The sequence below is a fragment of the Clostridium sp. Marseille-P7770 genome (genome assembly GCF_902143525.1).
Lineage (GTDB): Bacteria > Bacillota > Clostridia > Lachnospirales > Lachnospiraceae > Pilosibacter.
This window is the reverse complement of sequence record NZ_CABFVC010000002.1, coordinates 159,672-174,485: the sequence shown is the minus strand read 5'-3', so window position 1 is coordinate 174,485 and position 14,814 is coordinate 159,672. Positions and strand designations below refer to the sequence as shown.

The following is a 14,814-nucleotide window of genomic DNA, read 5'->3' as shown; positions in this document are numbered from 1 at the left end:
GCGTCCTACCCTGCTTCCTCATCCTCATTCTTTGTCGGCAGAGCTTCATATTCCAGATTTTCTTTCGATACTTCCGGCTCACTCTGCTTCGGCTTATAAATGTAGAAATAGAAGAATGCGCCTGCACCGCCTACACCCATAACAAATACGATTGCCAGAATCTTGGTCAGCTTTCCATCGTCCTGTTCCGGCTCTTCGATCTCGACATCCGGTTCCGGCTCAGGTTTGGTTTCCGGTAGCACGACTGCCGGCTTCTCTTCTTCCTTGCCGTTGCGTTCCTCATCGGTTAGAAACTCCTGCAAATCGTATTCGTCGATCATGGAGAGCATATACACATTCTCGCTGTTCCTTGCCCGGTCGATCACTAGAAAAAAGGTATTTCCGCCCTTGGTCTTGACCGTGAAGAACTCCTTACTGGAATCGTCCGTAATGTTATCCTCCACCTCACCATTGCCCGCAATGGTGAACGGAATCTTCTCTTCCTCGGTGGGTTCCTCTTCCTCAATGACCTGTGCAGGCTCTTCCTTGACTTCCGGCTCCACATAGGCAAATGCCGGAGTGGAAAAGCCTACCGCCATCAGCAGGGTCAGCACTGCACTGGGAATCACAATACCCAGCTTTTTAAGCATCTTTCGCAATCACATCCTCCATTTCTGCTTCTTCCGAAGTCTTATTCTCGTTATTCACGGTTGTCTGGAACGTCACATTCCCCGCCTGGATATTTTCCAGCAGTGCCAACAGGTCACGCCCGCCCAGCTTTGTGCTGCGGATAGCCCGAACGATCTCATTGTCCTCTTCCTTTTTCTGTGCAGCCCGGACATTTCTCAGGTACTCTTCCAGTTCCGCGATCTTGCTTTCGGTTTTCTCTGCATCATTCAAAAACTTCTTCAGCTTTTTGCTCATCTAACTTCTCTCCTTTCCTCTACTTGATTCTGCCAAAACCAAGGAAGTGGTTCTGCCAGTAGGTCGAATTGATGCTGGTATAAGAAATCGGGTCGCCGCAGTGAATCATCATGCCGTTGCCAACATAGATGCCAACGTGCGACGCGCCGACGGTATTATAGGTTTTTTCAAAGAAGATCAAGTCACCCGGCTGTGCATTTGCAGGAGAAACGTAGCTGCACTTGCCGCGCAGTCCGTTTGCTGTCGTGCGTCCGACATTCCAGCCATTGCCGCAGTTATTGATGACCCAGCAGACAAAGCCAGAGCAATCAAAACTGGTGCTGGGCGAACTTCCGCCCCACACATACGGCATACCCAGATACTTTTCGGCTTCTGCAATCATCCTTGCAAACTTTTCATCCGACAGGGCTTCTTCTGGAATATCATATCGGAAACCACCGCCGGAACTACCGCCTGTTCCACCCGAACCGCCAGAGCCAATGCTTCCTGTTGTGCCGCCGCTGTATGTAGGTGAGCCTGCACCAAACAGTTCCGGGCGATTGCCATAGGTCAGATTGTAGGCATCATACCGCCCAGTCTGCTTCCGATCCATGTTCTTTCTGGCAATGGTGTCAAAGCCCTTATTTTTCAGTAGGACGTTGAGGATTTTGTACTCATACTCCACTTCTTCCTGATAGGTATAGGTTTCCATGCTGACGTTTCCAAAAGCGTCAATCGTTGGCCGAATCCCTACTCTGGTTTCCATGCGTGTGCGAATCTCTATCGTTTCCCAGACTTTCAGGAGATACTGCTGCTCAAACAGCGACTTGATGACGGTTTTCACCTGTCCTCTGGTGAACTGCTCATATACGGCAGTCAGATGAGAGATCAGCTGATAAGGGTCATGCCCAATTTCGTCCAACTGGTAACGGTATTCGTCATAGCCGGGATGTGTGGACTCCATCTGCCGTATCTGCTCATCCAGCTTCTTTTCCAGTTCCAGATAATCTTCTTCTGCACCTTTCATGTCAGCATCCTTACTAGGATACGTCGTTCCGATAAAGGTGCTGCCCGTTCCCTGGATCGCTGCGGAACAGCTTGAAAATGCGCCCATAATCAGCATGAGCATCAGTGCTGCGATGCCAAGTCCCGCCCACAGGGTCTTGTTCTGCACAACGATTTCCTGCACCGCCGCTTTTGCTTTTTCGGCAAGCGTGTTCGCCGCCGTTGCCGCCTGCTTGCTGGCAGCGTTTCCAGCTTTCCGACCTCGCTTGGCTGCTGCATAGGCATCCTTATACTGCTTTTTCTGATAGAATTTTGAACCGACTGTCTTTGTTGCTTCACCTCCTGCGGCAGTCGGTGGTGGCAAGTGCGGTTTCTTTTTCAGTGACGTTTCTGCCACTTCTTCGGCCATGCCGCCCTCACTCTCCGAAAATTTCAGACGGCTGGATTTTTTCTCAACCTCGACTTTCTTCTCAGCTCTGGCAGATTTTTCTCTGGTCTTTTTCCTGCCTTTAGAGAAGCGGTACAATCCTTCCAGCGTTTCTTCGCTCTTGTGCGCCGACTCCACACCGGAGTTTTCCTTTTCGACCTGATGCACCTTGTTATGGGCAAAACCAGTGGCGGTATCCACTCCTTTCTTCGCCACCTTCTTAATGCCCAGCCCTGCGCCCCGGACGATGCCGCCCTGCTGCTCATCATCAAACGATAAGCGGCCCTTTTTCTTCGGCGCAGGCTCTGCATCTTCGTCTACTGGCGAAGCATCTTTTTCTTTCGCTTTGCCATCCTCCTGATGGGCTTTATAATATTCTGTACTCTGCTTGGCGGTGCTGCGCCGGGGCTTTTCCTCCTCTCCATCCTCGGCATCCATGCACACATCTTCTTCCACAACAGGGGTTTCTTCTGCACTTTCCGCAGCGTCTTTTTCCGAATCTTCCTGCTTCGGTGGTTCTTCTTCAACTGCGGACTTGGTTTCCCCGGTGCGGAGATTCTCTTCCACCAGACCGTCTTTGGTCATTTTCTGGACGATTTTATCTCTGCCCCGGAATCGCTTGTCTGCCATCGGATTCACCTCCCGTCCGGCAGGAAACTCATGCAATCAGGACTGCATGAGTCTCCCATTTATCGAGAATCCGCTCCAGCTCCCTGGCAAAAGCGATCAGCCGGGAATTGACCTCCGTGCGGTCGATGTAGCCCCGTTCTTCCATGTGGAATCCGTGGGTCAGTTCATCTGCCAGTGCGCCGACTGCGTAAAAGTCCTCCAGCACCGTATGCACCACCGATTCCTCATCGTGGAAATTCAGCATTTCCACTTCCTGATAAGGCGGGCTGGAATCGCCATCGTATTTTGCTGCCTCAGCACGGTCATGCAGCTTCAGGATCATCTGGCTCAGTTTTTTCTCGTTCATCATGCGTCTTTCTTCTCCCTGTATTTTGCAATTTCATTCGGTTTCGTGGTCATAAGGCCATAAAGTTTCAGCGAAGTATCAAACTTGTCCTTGAACGGGATAATGGTGTTGCCGTAGAACAGCAGTCCCTCGCCCTCGTTGCTGTTCGTCACATAGGAAAGCTGGAACGGCGAAATGTTGAGCTGCTTTGCAAGAATCTGCCTATCGCCGGATGCCTGATTCAGCATATAGATGAAATCGCTATTTTCAAAGATGTTCTCGATCTCCCGGCTTGCCAGCAGGTCTTTAATGTTCTGCGTAATACCCGTGGGGATGCCGCCCCATTTTCGGAAACGCTTCCAGATTTCAACACTGTATGCAGCAGTCTGCTCTTCCTTTAAGAGCAAGTGGAACTCATCAATGTAGTATCGTGTGTTTTTCTTTGCGTTGCGGTTGATGGTTACACGATTCCACACCTGATCCTGCACGATGAGCATACCCAGCTTTTTGAGCTGCTTGCCCAATTCTTTGATGTCAAAGCAGATAAGGCGGTTATACAGTTCCACATTCGTCTGGTGGTTGAACACCCGCAGCGAACCATTGACGTAGATTTCCAATGCCGTGGCGATACGCTGCGCCTGCCGTTCTTTCTGCTCCCGCAGGCAGTCATATAAATCACCGAGAATCGGCATATTTTCCGGCTTCGGGTCATTCAGATATTTCTGATAGACCAGCGGCAGGCATCGGTCAATGACAGATTTTTCTTCCGGCTCCATGCCATCCCGTGCGCCCATGATAAGTTCGCACAGGGAAAGGATGAAATCCGATTTCATGCCAAGCGGGTTATCATCGTCCGCATAGTTCAGGTTAATGTCCATCGGATTGATGTAGTCCCGGCTGGTGGATGAGATATGAATGACCTGCCCGCCCAGGGCTTCGACCAGCGGATAATACTCGCCTTCCGGGTCTGCGATGATAATATCGTCCGTTGTCGTGAAGAACACGTTTGTCATTTCACGCTTTGCGCTAAACGACTTACCACTGCCCGGTGTTCCAAGAATCAGACCGTTCGGGTTTTTGAGCTGTTTTCGGTCTGCCATAATCATGTTGTTGGACACTGCATTCAGACCGTAGTAGAGGGAATCACCCTCCATGAAAAGTTCCTGTGTGGTGAACGGCACGAAGATGGCGGTGGAAGTTGTAGTCAATGCCCGCTTGATGGGAACCAGATTATTGGCCAGCGGCAGACTGCTCATAAGCCCCTGCTCCTGCATATAGTCCAGTCGATTCAATGTGCAGTTGAACTTCTGAGCGATACCAGCCGTCTGAAACACTGCACTATCCAGCTCCTGTTTGGTTTTCGCAGCATTGAGGAACATCACCGTAATAAGGAACATACGCTCATTGCGGCTCTGCAAATCATCCAGAATCTTCTTGGCTTCACCACCATAAGTTGCAAGGTCACTCGGAATAATTTCCATATCATAGCCGGAACGCACCGCCTTTTTCTGTTCCTCAATCTTCATGCGGTCAAGGTCTGTGATCTTGCCCTTGATGAGTTTGATTGCCTTGAGCTGGTCTACCGACTGCACATGGATGCTGACCACCAGATTCTTGTCCATGTCCAGAAACTCTGCCAGAACCTTATCCGTCAGTTCCGGGGCAAGGATGTTCAGATAGGATACTGCGCCGATAGTATCTCCCATCTGGAAGTCCTTGCCGCTCTTGAACAGAAAACTGGTCGGAGCAATGAAGTCCTTGGTAGTCATGCCGCTTTGCAGGATGCGGTCATAGCTGAACTCAAACTTCCGTTCTTCCTCCTGATGGAACATCTCGTACATGATCTGTAAGCGTTCCACACCATTCAGAGGATATGCTTTTACGCCCAGCACCTTGAAATTGTTGAGAATATCGGTTTCGATACGCTCCAGCCGGGGCTTTGCTTCTTTCACGCTTTTGGCTTCAATGCTGAACGTGATGTACTTCGTCCGAACCAGACCGTTGTTGCCCTTGGCAAGCTGCTGTTTCAACATCTGCGCATATTCCATGCGTACATCATCGAACTGGTCATGCTGCGGCTCAATCTGAATGACCTTGTTGTATTCGCTCATATCACTTTTGTGGTTAATGAACGAAAGCTGAAAGCGGATGCTGGAATCAAAGTAGTTGAGGAAGTCACACCAGCTTTCAAAAATGGTGTTCTTATCTTCGTTTTGCGCGAGCTGATAGTTGATGTCATAGAAGCGGACGGTTTTGGAATACAGATGTTCCTCCACCCGGCAGATGCCGTCCCGTCCCATTTCCAGATACGGAATCGACCGCTGCACGGTCAAGTGATGCTCTTTCTTCTTTTTTGCTTCTGCCTTTGCAGACGGCTTGAAGAATTTCTGGAAGATGCCGCCGAACAGCGGCTTCTTATCCTTTTCTTTTCCCAATAATGCCTCCCTTCTTCACTTTTGGTGTTACAGGTTTCTCCGGCTCATATTCGTACAGATTTTCGATCTCGTAGCGGCGAACCGCCGGACGTTTGAAACGGACATTGATGAAGTTCGTCAGGATGGTTTCAAGGTGCATCCCGTTTTTCTCGAACAGCGCAAAGAAAAATTCCGGGAGCATCAGCAGCACCATGCCCGCCGCCGCGTTGCTTGTGCCAAGTGTTCCCCGTGTGAGAAAGTAGAACGGAACACCAATGGATGCCGCAAAGCCCATACAGATGAGCTGCCGCTTTGTCAGATTGAGAAAGACCTTGTTTTTGACTTTGGACAGGTCTTTCGGGATCGTTACATAAGCCATTCTTCACCATGACAGCCAGACACGCCGCCGGGATACGGCTTTCGTCTGCTGCCTTTCCTTTCCTCGGATTTTCCCGGTTTTAGTGACTGCCGAAGATCTGTTTGGACAGACTTCCCGTTTTCATCAGGCTGAAACACAGAATCACGGTATACGCTGCAACGCCGATCAGCGCGGAGTGCATATTGCTGGAAATCCGCACCGAAGAAATCAGTGCTGCGTAAATCGCCACACAGACCATCATCAGAAATGCCTGAAATGCAAGGGCGAACAGCCCTCTGAAATAATTGGTTCCTACATGACCCCATTCACGGTTGCTCATCGTTGCGAACGGGATCGGGGCAAGCGATGTATAGAGATAAATCTCTATCATGCGCCCATAGACAATGACAGTTATCACCACCGACATAATTTTCATGCAGAAGCTGACAAGGAAGGTTTCAAGAGCCAGCACCACCAGTTCACCGATCTCCATGGTTGCCATCGCCGCCTGCATCTGCATGGACAGCGAACTAACATCAATGGCAGTCTCGCCGTTGATGATACCGGAAGCCGAATTGACCACCGATTGTCCAACGTCAAAGACTGCCATTGTAATTGTGAACGTATTGCTGACCAGATAGATTGCGACCCATGCCTTGACAAAATACTTGAAGAACATCCATGTATCTACATCATGCAGGTTGTTTCGCTCGGTCAGCATCGAGATCAGCTCATAGCAGAGTACCAGAGTGATGATGATTCCGGCAATCGGAACTACCACCGACTCTGATAAGTTCTGAATCATACTGAAAACGCTGCTGTTCCAGTTTTGTGGAGTGCGTCCAACCTGAGCCGCGATCTCACTTGTCTTTTCATTGACATCCGTGAACATCGTACTCATGTTGGACTCCACCATTCCTGTCAGAAGTTCCCGCATCCATTTTTCGATGGCTGCAAAGATATTATCGAACAATGGCGGGAGTACCTCCTATCGCGGGTGCTTAGCCGAACAGACCAGAGAGCAGAGGGATCAGCTGCGTACCGATGAGAATGACGCCGCCACCGCTCATGAGCTGCTTCATGCCCTGGGACTTTGCACCCGATAGCCATAGGTAAGTCTTTGATATGATCTCCAACTTTTCCCCGGCTCCACACCGTGCGTGCAGCTTTCACCGCACACGGCGTTCCATCGAATTCAGTTGCACAGGGCTTGCAATACAACTTACACACTTCGTAGCTTGAACAAGAAAAGATTTTTAATCAATCAAAGGCATTTCTGCCATCTCACGAAACTTATTCAGCTTTAAAATTTGCGTACTATCGAGATTGAGAAGGTTCAGGTAAAACTTTATGGTAGCCATGTCAGAAGCATGGATAAGTTTGTGGACGGGAGCCGATATAAGAACGAGGTTTCCGTATTCATCTGTGCCGCCCTTCGCAGCAGGCCTCTTGTGGTGGCAGTGGATATCATGGGCTTCCATGATTGAACCCGTCACTGCACATTTTCCATGCTGCGCTGCATACAGAGAAATTCGATTATCTGCGTATTCTATCGACCTGCCCTGCACAGGATTTCGCATCAGCCAAAGCATCGTCTTAGTGTCGATGTTCAGATTCTTGTGAATCAGTTCCCGACCTTCTGGCGTATACTTGTTGACCGACTTCCTTTTGTGCTGGGCATTTCTGCTCTGAACATATCCAATAGGAACTACTGGCCGTCCATGCAGAAATCGCAGTTGACTGCTTTTTCCATACTTTTCTTTGATATAGCCTTTTTTCAGTTCGCCTTTGCGTGTCAGGTCATTCCGCAGACGATTGTGCATCTGCTTTTTGACCCCATAAGCCAGCTTTCCAAAGTCCTCAGAAGCAGCCGTTGCAATGCAGTAATACTGGTGTATTCCTGCCACCACAGCATTGTAGGTCATCAGCTGCATGAACTGAGCCTTATCATCTGCCGAGTGTTCCAGCTTTTTCACTTCTTCTGTGAGCTTCTTTTGAACTTTCTTGTACGCTTTATCGCACATATGCGATTTTACAACGTACTTGTTGCTGCGCTTTTGCACTTTCAGTTTAAAACCAAGGAATTCTGAATACTGCCGTTTCAGATTGACAATTCTCGACTTTTCCGGGCTGATATCCAGTCCCAATCGGTCTTTTAACCATTTGGCTGTTGCATGATATGCCTTTACTGCATCCGTATGGGATGAGCAAAAAATCTTGAAATCGTCCGCATACCGAACCGAGTGCATTTCTTTCAGATTACTGCGCCGCAATGCCCGGTAGACATGGCTTTTTATTTCTGCACCTGCACGATTCTGCCGTATCGTGAATTCCGTTCTGGTCGGCATATTCTCCCACTGGGATGCAATCCACCAGTCCAGTTCGTTCAACACGATATTAGCCAGCAGTGGAGAAAGAATTCCGCCCTGCGGCGTACCCTTGGTTGGGTAAATCTTTTCACCATTTGGCAGGATAACAGGGGCTTTTAGCATCTGTTTTATAATGCACAGCAGTTTCTTATCCCGAATACCAAGTGACCATATTTGCCGTATCAGCTTTGTGTGATTGATATTGTCGAAGAAGCCTTTAATGTCAAGGTCTACTACATGGTACAGGTGTTGTACCTGAATCAACCTGCAACACTGTGCAATGGCAGTTTCGGCGGAGCGATTTGGGCGAAATCCGTTAGAATTTTCACTGAACTTCGCTTCGCAGATTGGCTCCATGACTTGCAATATACATTGCTGCACGATACGGTCTGAGATTGCCGGAATCCCCAGTGGTCTGGTTTTCCCATTATCCTTTGGTATTTCCTCACGCCTTACTGGGCGAGGATGGTAATTACTGAATTTCTTCTTTACAAGGCGGACATACTCATCCTCGTTTAATTTTGCGAGATTTCGTATTGTCTTCTTATCTACACCCGGCGTTTTACTTCCATGGTTCCTTTTGATAGTTCGGTATGCCAGTTTAATGTTTTCTTCACTCTCAATGATTGCCATGAGGTGATTGAATGTTTTGCCATTCCTGCTTTCCGCATACAACGTATCAAAGATGGATTCCATGCCGTAGTATTCCGAGTTTCGGATTTTTCCTTGCTTCTTTTCTCGCCGCTCCGAAGTCAACACAGGCATCCTCTCCTTTCGGGTTGGATTTTCTTAGTCTTACTCGAAGCTGTGTTTGTTGTATCTTGATGTTACTTTCACTGAATTCGACTTGTGGCCTTCCCTCCACCGCTTACTTTTTCACGGTTTCACAGGTACTACGCCACTACTTTCACTGAAACAAAGAATGGTTATTGCCCTCTCACGAAGGTATTCCCATCCACCATCTCACAGCCTTGCAACAGGCTAAATGTTTTCAGCTTCCTGCGTTCCGATATTTCTATCATGGGCCACCTTTAGGTTCTTCCTCTAAGCCTGTATTCAATTCTTTCCGAATCGTGCCGCCTGTAACGGCACATGGACTTTCATAACAACCATTCTTACTCATCCACGAATACCTCCATATAAGGAGTACCACCATTTCGATGGTATCAACGTTTAGACTTGTACATTCAGAAGTTCGTCAGTATTTCCATACATACTAACCATGGGCGGCTGACACCCGGCATATCCGATGCACCGTCCACCTCTGGACAGCTTTCGGCTCTGACCTTGCGGCCAGAACTACGACATCTTTCTGCCGACTTCACCGAGCTTCTGACAATCGGCGGTTGCGCGCCTATGCCAGTCGGAGTATCAGTGCGGACGCTTCGGGGCGTTACTCCCTCATTTCATCCATCGAAATATCAGTTCTCCAAGATTCTGGACTTCTTTAGTCCTTCAACTTGTGCCTGACCTTTTCAGTCAGGAACGCATCGCACGATTGTCGTTGCCATATCCTTCCATCAGATTGACAACACCCCAAACGCCAAGACCTGCGCCAATAGCCACAACGAGAGTCTGCAGAACGGTAATAGACTGATTAAAGAATTCCATATATTATTTTCGCCAGACCGCAGATTTGATGAATATTTGCGATTCCAAAAGGAAAGCGGGCTGGCACATCTTCGGTGCTGCCCGCTTCCTGCGATTCTGGCTTCTCCTTTCATTTTCAATAAAGTCAGCCTTTTGGAATCACATGATAGATGGTGGTTATTTCGTGTCGGTCATACGGATCACCTGTTCAGGGTCTGCCCGAACGGGTGGGAGGGTGTATCGCTTGCTGTTGATAAAAGCCTCCTTCCTTATCCTTGTGCCTGTTCGGTCACATCCACTTCATAAAGGTCAAATTCTTCCGTGGTGAGCAGCCGCAGTTCGTGTTTCAGGTAGCGTTCTACGTCGAACTCGTTTTTCTTGTCGAAATCCGAAAGTTCCTTGTACCGCTTATGTTTGGTAATATCAAACTTATCGCTCAGGAATGGTCTGACACCTCTTAACTGTAAGATGCACTTGCTGCCGTCCATGACTGCAAGCTCATCCCGGCTCATCAGTTCTTTTCCGGTCTTTTGGTAGTTCGTGCCAAAAGAGGGGCTGTTGCCGCGGGTATCCGATGTGTTGTAAAGGTCGATGGTTTCCTTGCCCAGGGTTTCAGAAATCTCCTTGAGGGTGGAGCTTTCCTTGCCGCCAAGGAACAGCATCGTGTCGCAGTTGCCAATGATGGTTTCTGCGGCATCCTTGTAAATGGTCTTTAGCTGGCTTTGCGATTGGAGAATAATCGAAGCAGAAATCTCACGGCTGCGGATGGTAGCGATCAGTTTATCGAACTTTGGAATCTGACCGATGTTTGCAAACTCGTCCAGGAGCAGCCGCACATGGTACGGAAGTCTGCCACCGTGTTCATCGTCCGCCTTATCACAAAGCAAATTGAATAGCTGTGTGTACAGGATCGACACCACAAAATTGAAGGTGTCATCCGTGTCGGAAATGATAACGAACATTGCGGTGCGCTGATCGCCCAGCATATCCAGCTCCATCTCGTCGTATGCCATCAGGTCACGCAGTTCCTTAATGTCAAATGGAGCCAGTCTCGCACCGCAGGAAATAAGGATGGATTTTGCGGTCTTGCCTGCCGCCAACTTGTACTTTTTGTACTGCCGCACGGCAAAGTGTTCTGGTTTAGCCTTTTCCAAATCCTCAAATAGTTCATCGACCGGATTCTTGAACTCTTCATCATCCTCGCGGGCTTCGCTGGCATTGATAAATTCCAGCAGCGTGGAGAAGTTCTGTTCTTCTTCCGGGGCTTCATAGTAGATATAGCCGATGAGTGCGCAGTAGAGCAGGCGTTCTGCCTTGACCCAGAAATCTTCGCCGGACTTCTCGCCGTCTCCTTTCGTGTTGGCAATGATCGTATTGACCAGTTTCAGAATATCTTTCTCACTGCGGATATAGTGGAACGATAGTGATAGGTAACCCTTTGAAATTATCTCCGGGTTTTCCCCCACTTCACACCGGACATGCGACTTTCACCGCATCCGGCGTTCCATCAAGCATAGTTTCAGCAGTGATACACAATCACTCTTTCACATTGGCTAAGTTTGCTACTTTGCTGCCAGTAGCGGCAGTCCTGCGGTAGCACGCAGTTTGTTCACTTTGGTAATAACTTTGGCATTCAGAGAGTATTCCTTCACCAACGCCACTACAGACATCATGTCTTCCGAGCTGACTATTGCCAACCCCTGCAAAGAAAGAAGCAACAGGTTCTGGTAGCTGTCATTGCCCTTCTTACAGTCGTTTGTTTTCCTGTAACAGATACAGGTTTGAACATCCAGTTTCTTCCCGGTGATTGCACATTTACCGTCTTGCCCTGCGTAGAGGGAGACCCGGTTGTCGTTGTATCTCACTGATTCGGTCGGTATCGGATGCCTCATCAGCCAGAGCATTGAATTTACGTCAACCCTGAGATTGTCGTGTATCTCTGCTCTACCTTCGGACGTATACGGATTGATTTTTCGGCTTTTCCGCATTGGAATCTTGAATTGCACGTAGGCTAATGGAACCAGTGGCGTTTCTCCAATCCATCGCATTTGCTTCGATTTTCCATACCGTTTCCTTAGATATCTGTTTTTGATTTCGCCCTGCTTCTTGATTCCGTCAATACGATGGAGAAGCTGTCCATTGATTGGACGGGCGATATCGCTGAAATTCAAGTTGACCCTTGTCGCAATGCAGTAATAGTCCTGCACTCCGATAACCTTGGCATTATAGTCCCCCACATTCAGGCTTATTTCTTCAGCCGTCTTACTACTTTGTATTGCCTTGACACTGTCAGCCATTTCCTTGCTGATTCTGTGTATGGCTTTATCGCAGACATTTGAAGTTATCACCCACGAGTTACTTTTGCGCCGCAGTTTTATGCGAAAACCCAGAAACTCACTGTCACGTTTCCTGAGATTAGTCACTTTTGACTTTTCATCAGACACTTCCAGTTTTAGCCGTTTCCATAGCCAGTCTTTGACTGCATAATAGGTTTTCTCTGCATCCTCTTTGGTTCTGCAAAATATCTTGAAATCATCCGCATAACGGACAATCCGCATCTCCTTGAGGTTGCTTTTCTTCAAGGCTGTATAACTGTTGCACTTTTTCTCTGCGCCGTTTGGATAGTAGGTCACTTTACACGGATGTTTCATGTGCCTCACCATTTCATCCCACTGAGAGGCAATCCACCAGTCCAGTTCATTGAGGACAATGTTCGCCAGCAATGGTGAAAGGATACCACCTTGCGGCGTTCCCTTAGATGGGAGGACGGTTTCTCCATCAGGCATTTCGATTGGCGCTTTCAGCATGGCCTTGATGATCTGAATCAACTTGGTGTCCCGTATACCTAAAGTCCAGATCTGTTTCAGCAGCTTTCTGTGGTCGACGTTATCGAAGAATCCTTTAACGTCCACATCTACTACATAGTGAAGCTTGTTCCTTTGGGCGAGTCCATACGCATAGGAAATCGCATTTTCTGCGCTCCGACACGGTCTGAACCCATAAGAGTGCTCATAGAACTTTGCTTCGCAGATTGGCTCCATGACCTGCAAAATACATTGCTGTACTATTCGGTCAATAATACACGGTATTCCCAGAGGCCTCATCTTTCCGTTTGGCTTTGGTATTTCTACTCTTTTTACTGCTTTTGGTTCATACCTCCTGAACTGTTTCTGGATGAGCTTTACAAACTTATCCTCTGGCATGACTGCCAATGATTCTATTGTCCGCCCATCCGTGCCTGCGGTATGACTGCCATCATTGCCTTTAATATTTCTGAATGCCAGCTTGATGTTGCTTGGGGCACTGATGATATCCATCAGATGCCCAAAGACTTCATCGCTTTTGCTGTCGGCATACAGACTGTCAAAGGTTTTCTGCATGTCATAGTATTCCGCATGGCGCAACTTGCTTTTCTTCTTAGCTTTTTGTGCCATGTACATCACCCCATTTCTATGAAACCGAGCGACAATTTCTTTTTCTTACTCGACTGCATGAATAGTGGTTGTGTACTGCTGACGTTTTGCCTGATTTGTGGCCATTCCTAACCGTCCTCTTTTTCGCAGACGATATCATCGGTTCGACCACTGCTTTTCAGCAGGAATTCATCCGCTTATTATTCTTCGCCGGATTATCCAGTAGACTTCCTGCCTTTCCTTGTTCCGATAATCCTATCTGTACATACATACCTTTAGGTGTTCCCTCTGGGCCTGACAGCTTGGACACGCCTGTAACGTGCCACGGCGTTTCGTAACAGCCATTTCTACTAAACCGTACTGCCTGGGCTTTAACCCACACACCCATTTCTGAGTGTGGCACTTTTAGACCTTTACATTCGGGAGCTTCGTCAGACATCTCTGTCATTCTCACCATGGGTATCTTATAGATCCCCGGCATATAGGATGCACCGTCCACCTCTGGACAGCTTTCGTCAGCTTAACCTGTTACGGCATCTCTCTGCCGACTTTACCGGGCTTCACACAGAGTTTGGCCTCTGCATGCCGGAGTATCAGGGGAGGCGTTTCAGGGCGTTACCCCTTCATTCCACCTCTCGAATTATCAGTTCACAGAACTGATTGCAACAGCGCTGTGCGCCGCCTTTTCAGCGACGAACAAGTCGCACGGTTATAGTGCATCGACTTCTTGAAATTGATCGTGTTCAGGACTTTGATTTTGTACCCGGCATCCGAGAGCATCTTTCCGCATTCAATGATGATCGTACCTTTCGGGTCAGTACAGACATAGCTGACCTTTTCGGGCATCTGCATCAGATTGGGCTTTACGAAAAACCGTGTCTTGCCGCTGCCAGAGCCGCCGATCACAATGACATTCTTGTTTCTGGCATACTTCGGATGCTTTGGTCTGCCGCTCATCATCAACCGTTCCGTCTGGGTGAGCAGCACATTATTCTCGAATACCGGGTCAATAAAAGGTTCAATGTCCTTGGCATTGCCCCACCGGGCAGAGCCGTATTCCTCTCCCTGACGATACTTCTTTGCGTTCTTTCCCTTAAAGTAGATCACGGCTTTCAGTGCTGCTGCACCGATCAGACCCACCAGCAAGTCGAACGGATGGACACTTGGCAGATAACTTTTGTAGGCCAGACCGAAGTTCATAAAAAGAACCATCAGCCTGTCCACGATGGTATCGCCATTACAGTGTCGGTACAGCCATGCGGCTTTCTCCACCATGTAAAAGGCGATAATGTAAGGAAAATTCAGCAGGATCAGCTTTTTCACATCTGCCGACTGCATCTTTCCGCTGATTGCCGCCGCTGCTTTCTTGCCCCATGCCGTTCCACCTGTCTGGTTAGAGGG

The 14,814-nt window shown here is 48.5% G+C and carries 9 protein-coding genes and 4 pseudogenes; all 13 read right to left on the bottom strand.

The genetic code is table 11. The features are described 5' to 3' along the window. Nucleotides 1–5 precede the first annotated feature (5 nt). On the bottom strand, nt 6–629 hold the full coding sequence (locus tag FN001_RS04585) for a DUF4366 domain-containing protein (RefSeq protein WP_243121955.1): 624 nt from the start codon (nt 627–629) through the stop codon (nt 6–8). Further along, nucleotides 622–903, bottom strand: coding sequence for a DUF4315 family protein (locus FN001_RS04580; protein WP_097776613.1), 282 nt, complete (start codon nt 901–903; stop codon nt 622–624). The genes FN001_RS04585 and FN001_RS04580 overlap by 8 nt, the downstream gene beginning before the upstream one ends. A gap of 19 nt (nt 904–922) precedes the next feature. Next, a complete protein-coding gene (locus FN001_RS04575) occupies nt 923–2,944 on the bottom strand; it encodes a C40 family peptidase (protein ID WP_142410973.1) in 2,022 nt (673 codons plus the stop codon). Nucleotides 2,945–2,972: 28 nt separating this feature from the next. Then, nucleotides 2,973–3,293: a hypothetical protein gene (locus FN001_RS04570; RefSeq protein ID WP_142410972.1), complete on the bottom strand. Its 321-nt coding sequence runs from the start codon at nt 3,291–3,293 to the stop codon at nt 2,973–2,975. Then, a complete protein-coding gene (locus FN001_RS04565; RefSeq protein WP_243121954.1) occupies nt 3,290–5,677 on the bottom strand; it encodes a VirB4-like conjugal transfer ATPase, CD1110 family in 2,388 nt (795 codons plus the stop codon). The genes FN001_RS04570 and FN001_RS04565 overlap by 4 nt, the downstream gene beginning before the upstream one ends. A gap of 7 nt (nt 5,678–5,684) precedes the next feature. Continuing rightward, on the bottom strand, nt 5,685–6,062 hold the full coding sequence (locus FN001_RS04560; RefSeq protein WP_097776609.1) for a PrgI family protein: 378 nt from the start codon (nt 6,060–6,062) through the stop codon (nt 5,685–5,687). Nucleotides 6,063–6,141: 79 nt separating this feature from the next. Then, on the bottom strand, nt 6,142–6,978 hold the full coding sequence (locus tag FN001_RS04555) for a VirB6/TrbL-like conjugal transfer protein, CD1112 family (RefSeq protein ID WP_336308449.1): 837 nt from the start codon (nt 6,976–6,978) through the stop codon (nt 6,142–6,144). A 64-nt stretch (nt 6,979–7,042) separates the two neighbouring features. Next, a pseudogene (locus FN001_RS04550) lies at nt 7,043–7,141 on the bottom strand (Maff2 family mobile element protein); the annotation flags it as partial. Nucleotides 7,142–7,297: 156 nt separating this feature from the next. Further along, nucleotides 7,298–9,175, bottom strand: a complete 1,878-nt coding sequence (ltrA, locus tag FN001_RS04545; protein WP_142410971.1) for a group II intron reverse transcriptase/maturase — start codon at nt 9,173–9,175, stop codon at nt 7,298–7,300. Nucleotides 9,176–9,892: 717 nt separating this feature from the next. Further along, nucleotides 9,893–10,021: pseudogene (locus tag FN001_RS04540) on the bottom strand (Maff2 family mobile element protein); the annotation flags it as partial. A gap of 248 nt (nt 10,022–10,269) precedes the next feature. Next, a pseudogene (locus tag FN001_RS04535) lies at nt 10,270–11,418 on the bottom strand (VirD4-like conjugal transfer protein, CD1115 family); the annotation flags it as partial. Between the two features lie 144 nt (nt 11,419–11,562). Next, on the bottom strand, nt 11,563–13,434 hold the full coding sequence (gene ltrA / locus FN001_RS04530) for a group II intron reverse transcriptase/maturase (protein ID WP_142410969.1): 1,872 nt from the start codon (nt 13,432–13,434) through the stop codon (nt 11,563–11,565). A gap of 687 nt (nt 13,435–14,121) precedes the next feature. Continuing rightward, nucleotides 14,122–14,751, bottom strand: a pseudogene (locus tag FN001_RS04525) (type IV secretory system conjugative DNA transfer family protein); the annotation flags it as partial. Between the last annotated feature and the right edge of the window lie 63 nt (nt 14,752–14,814).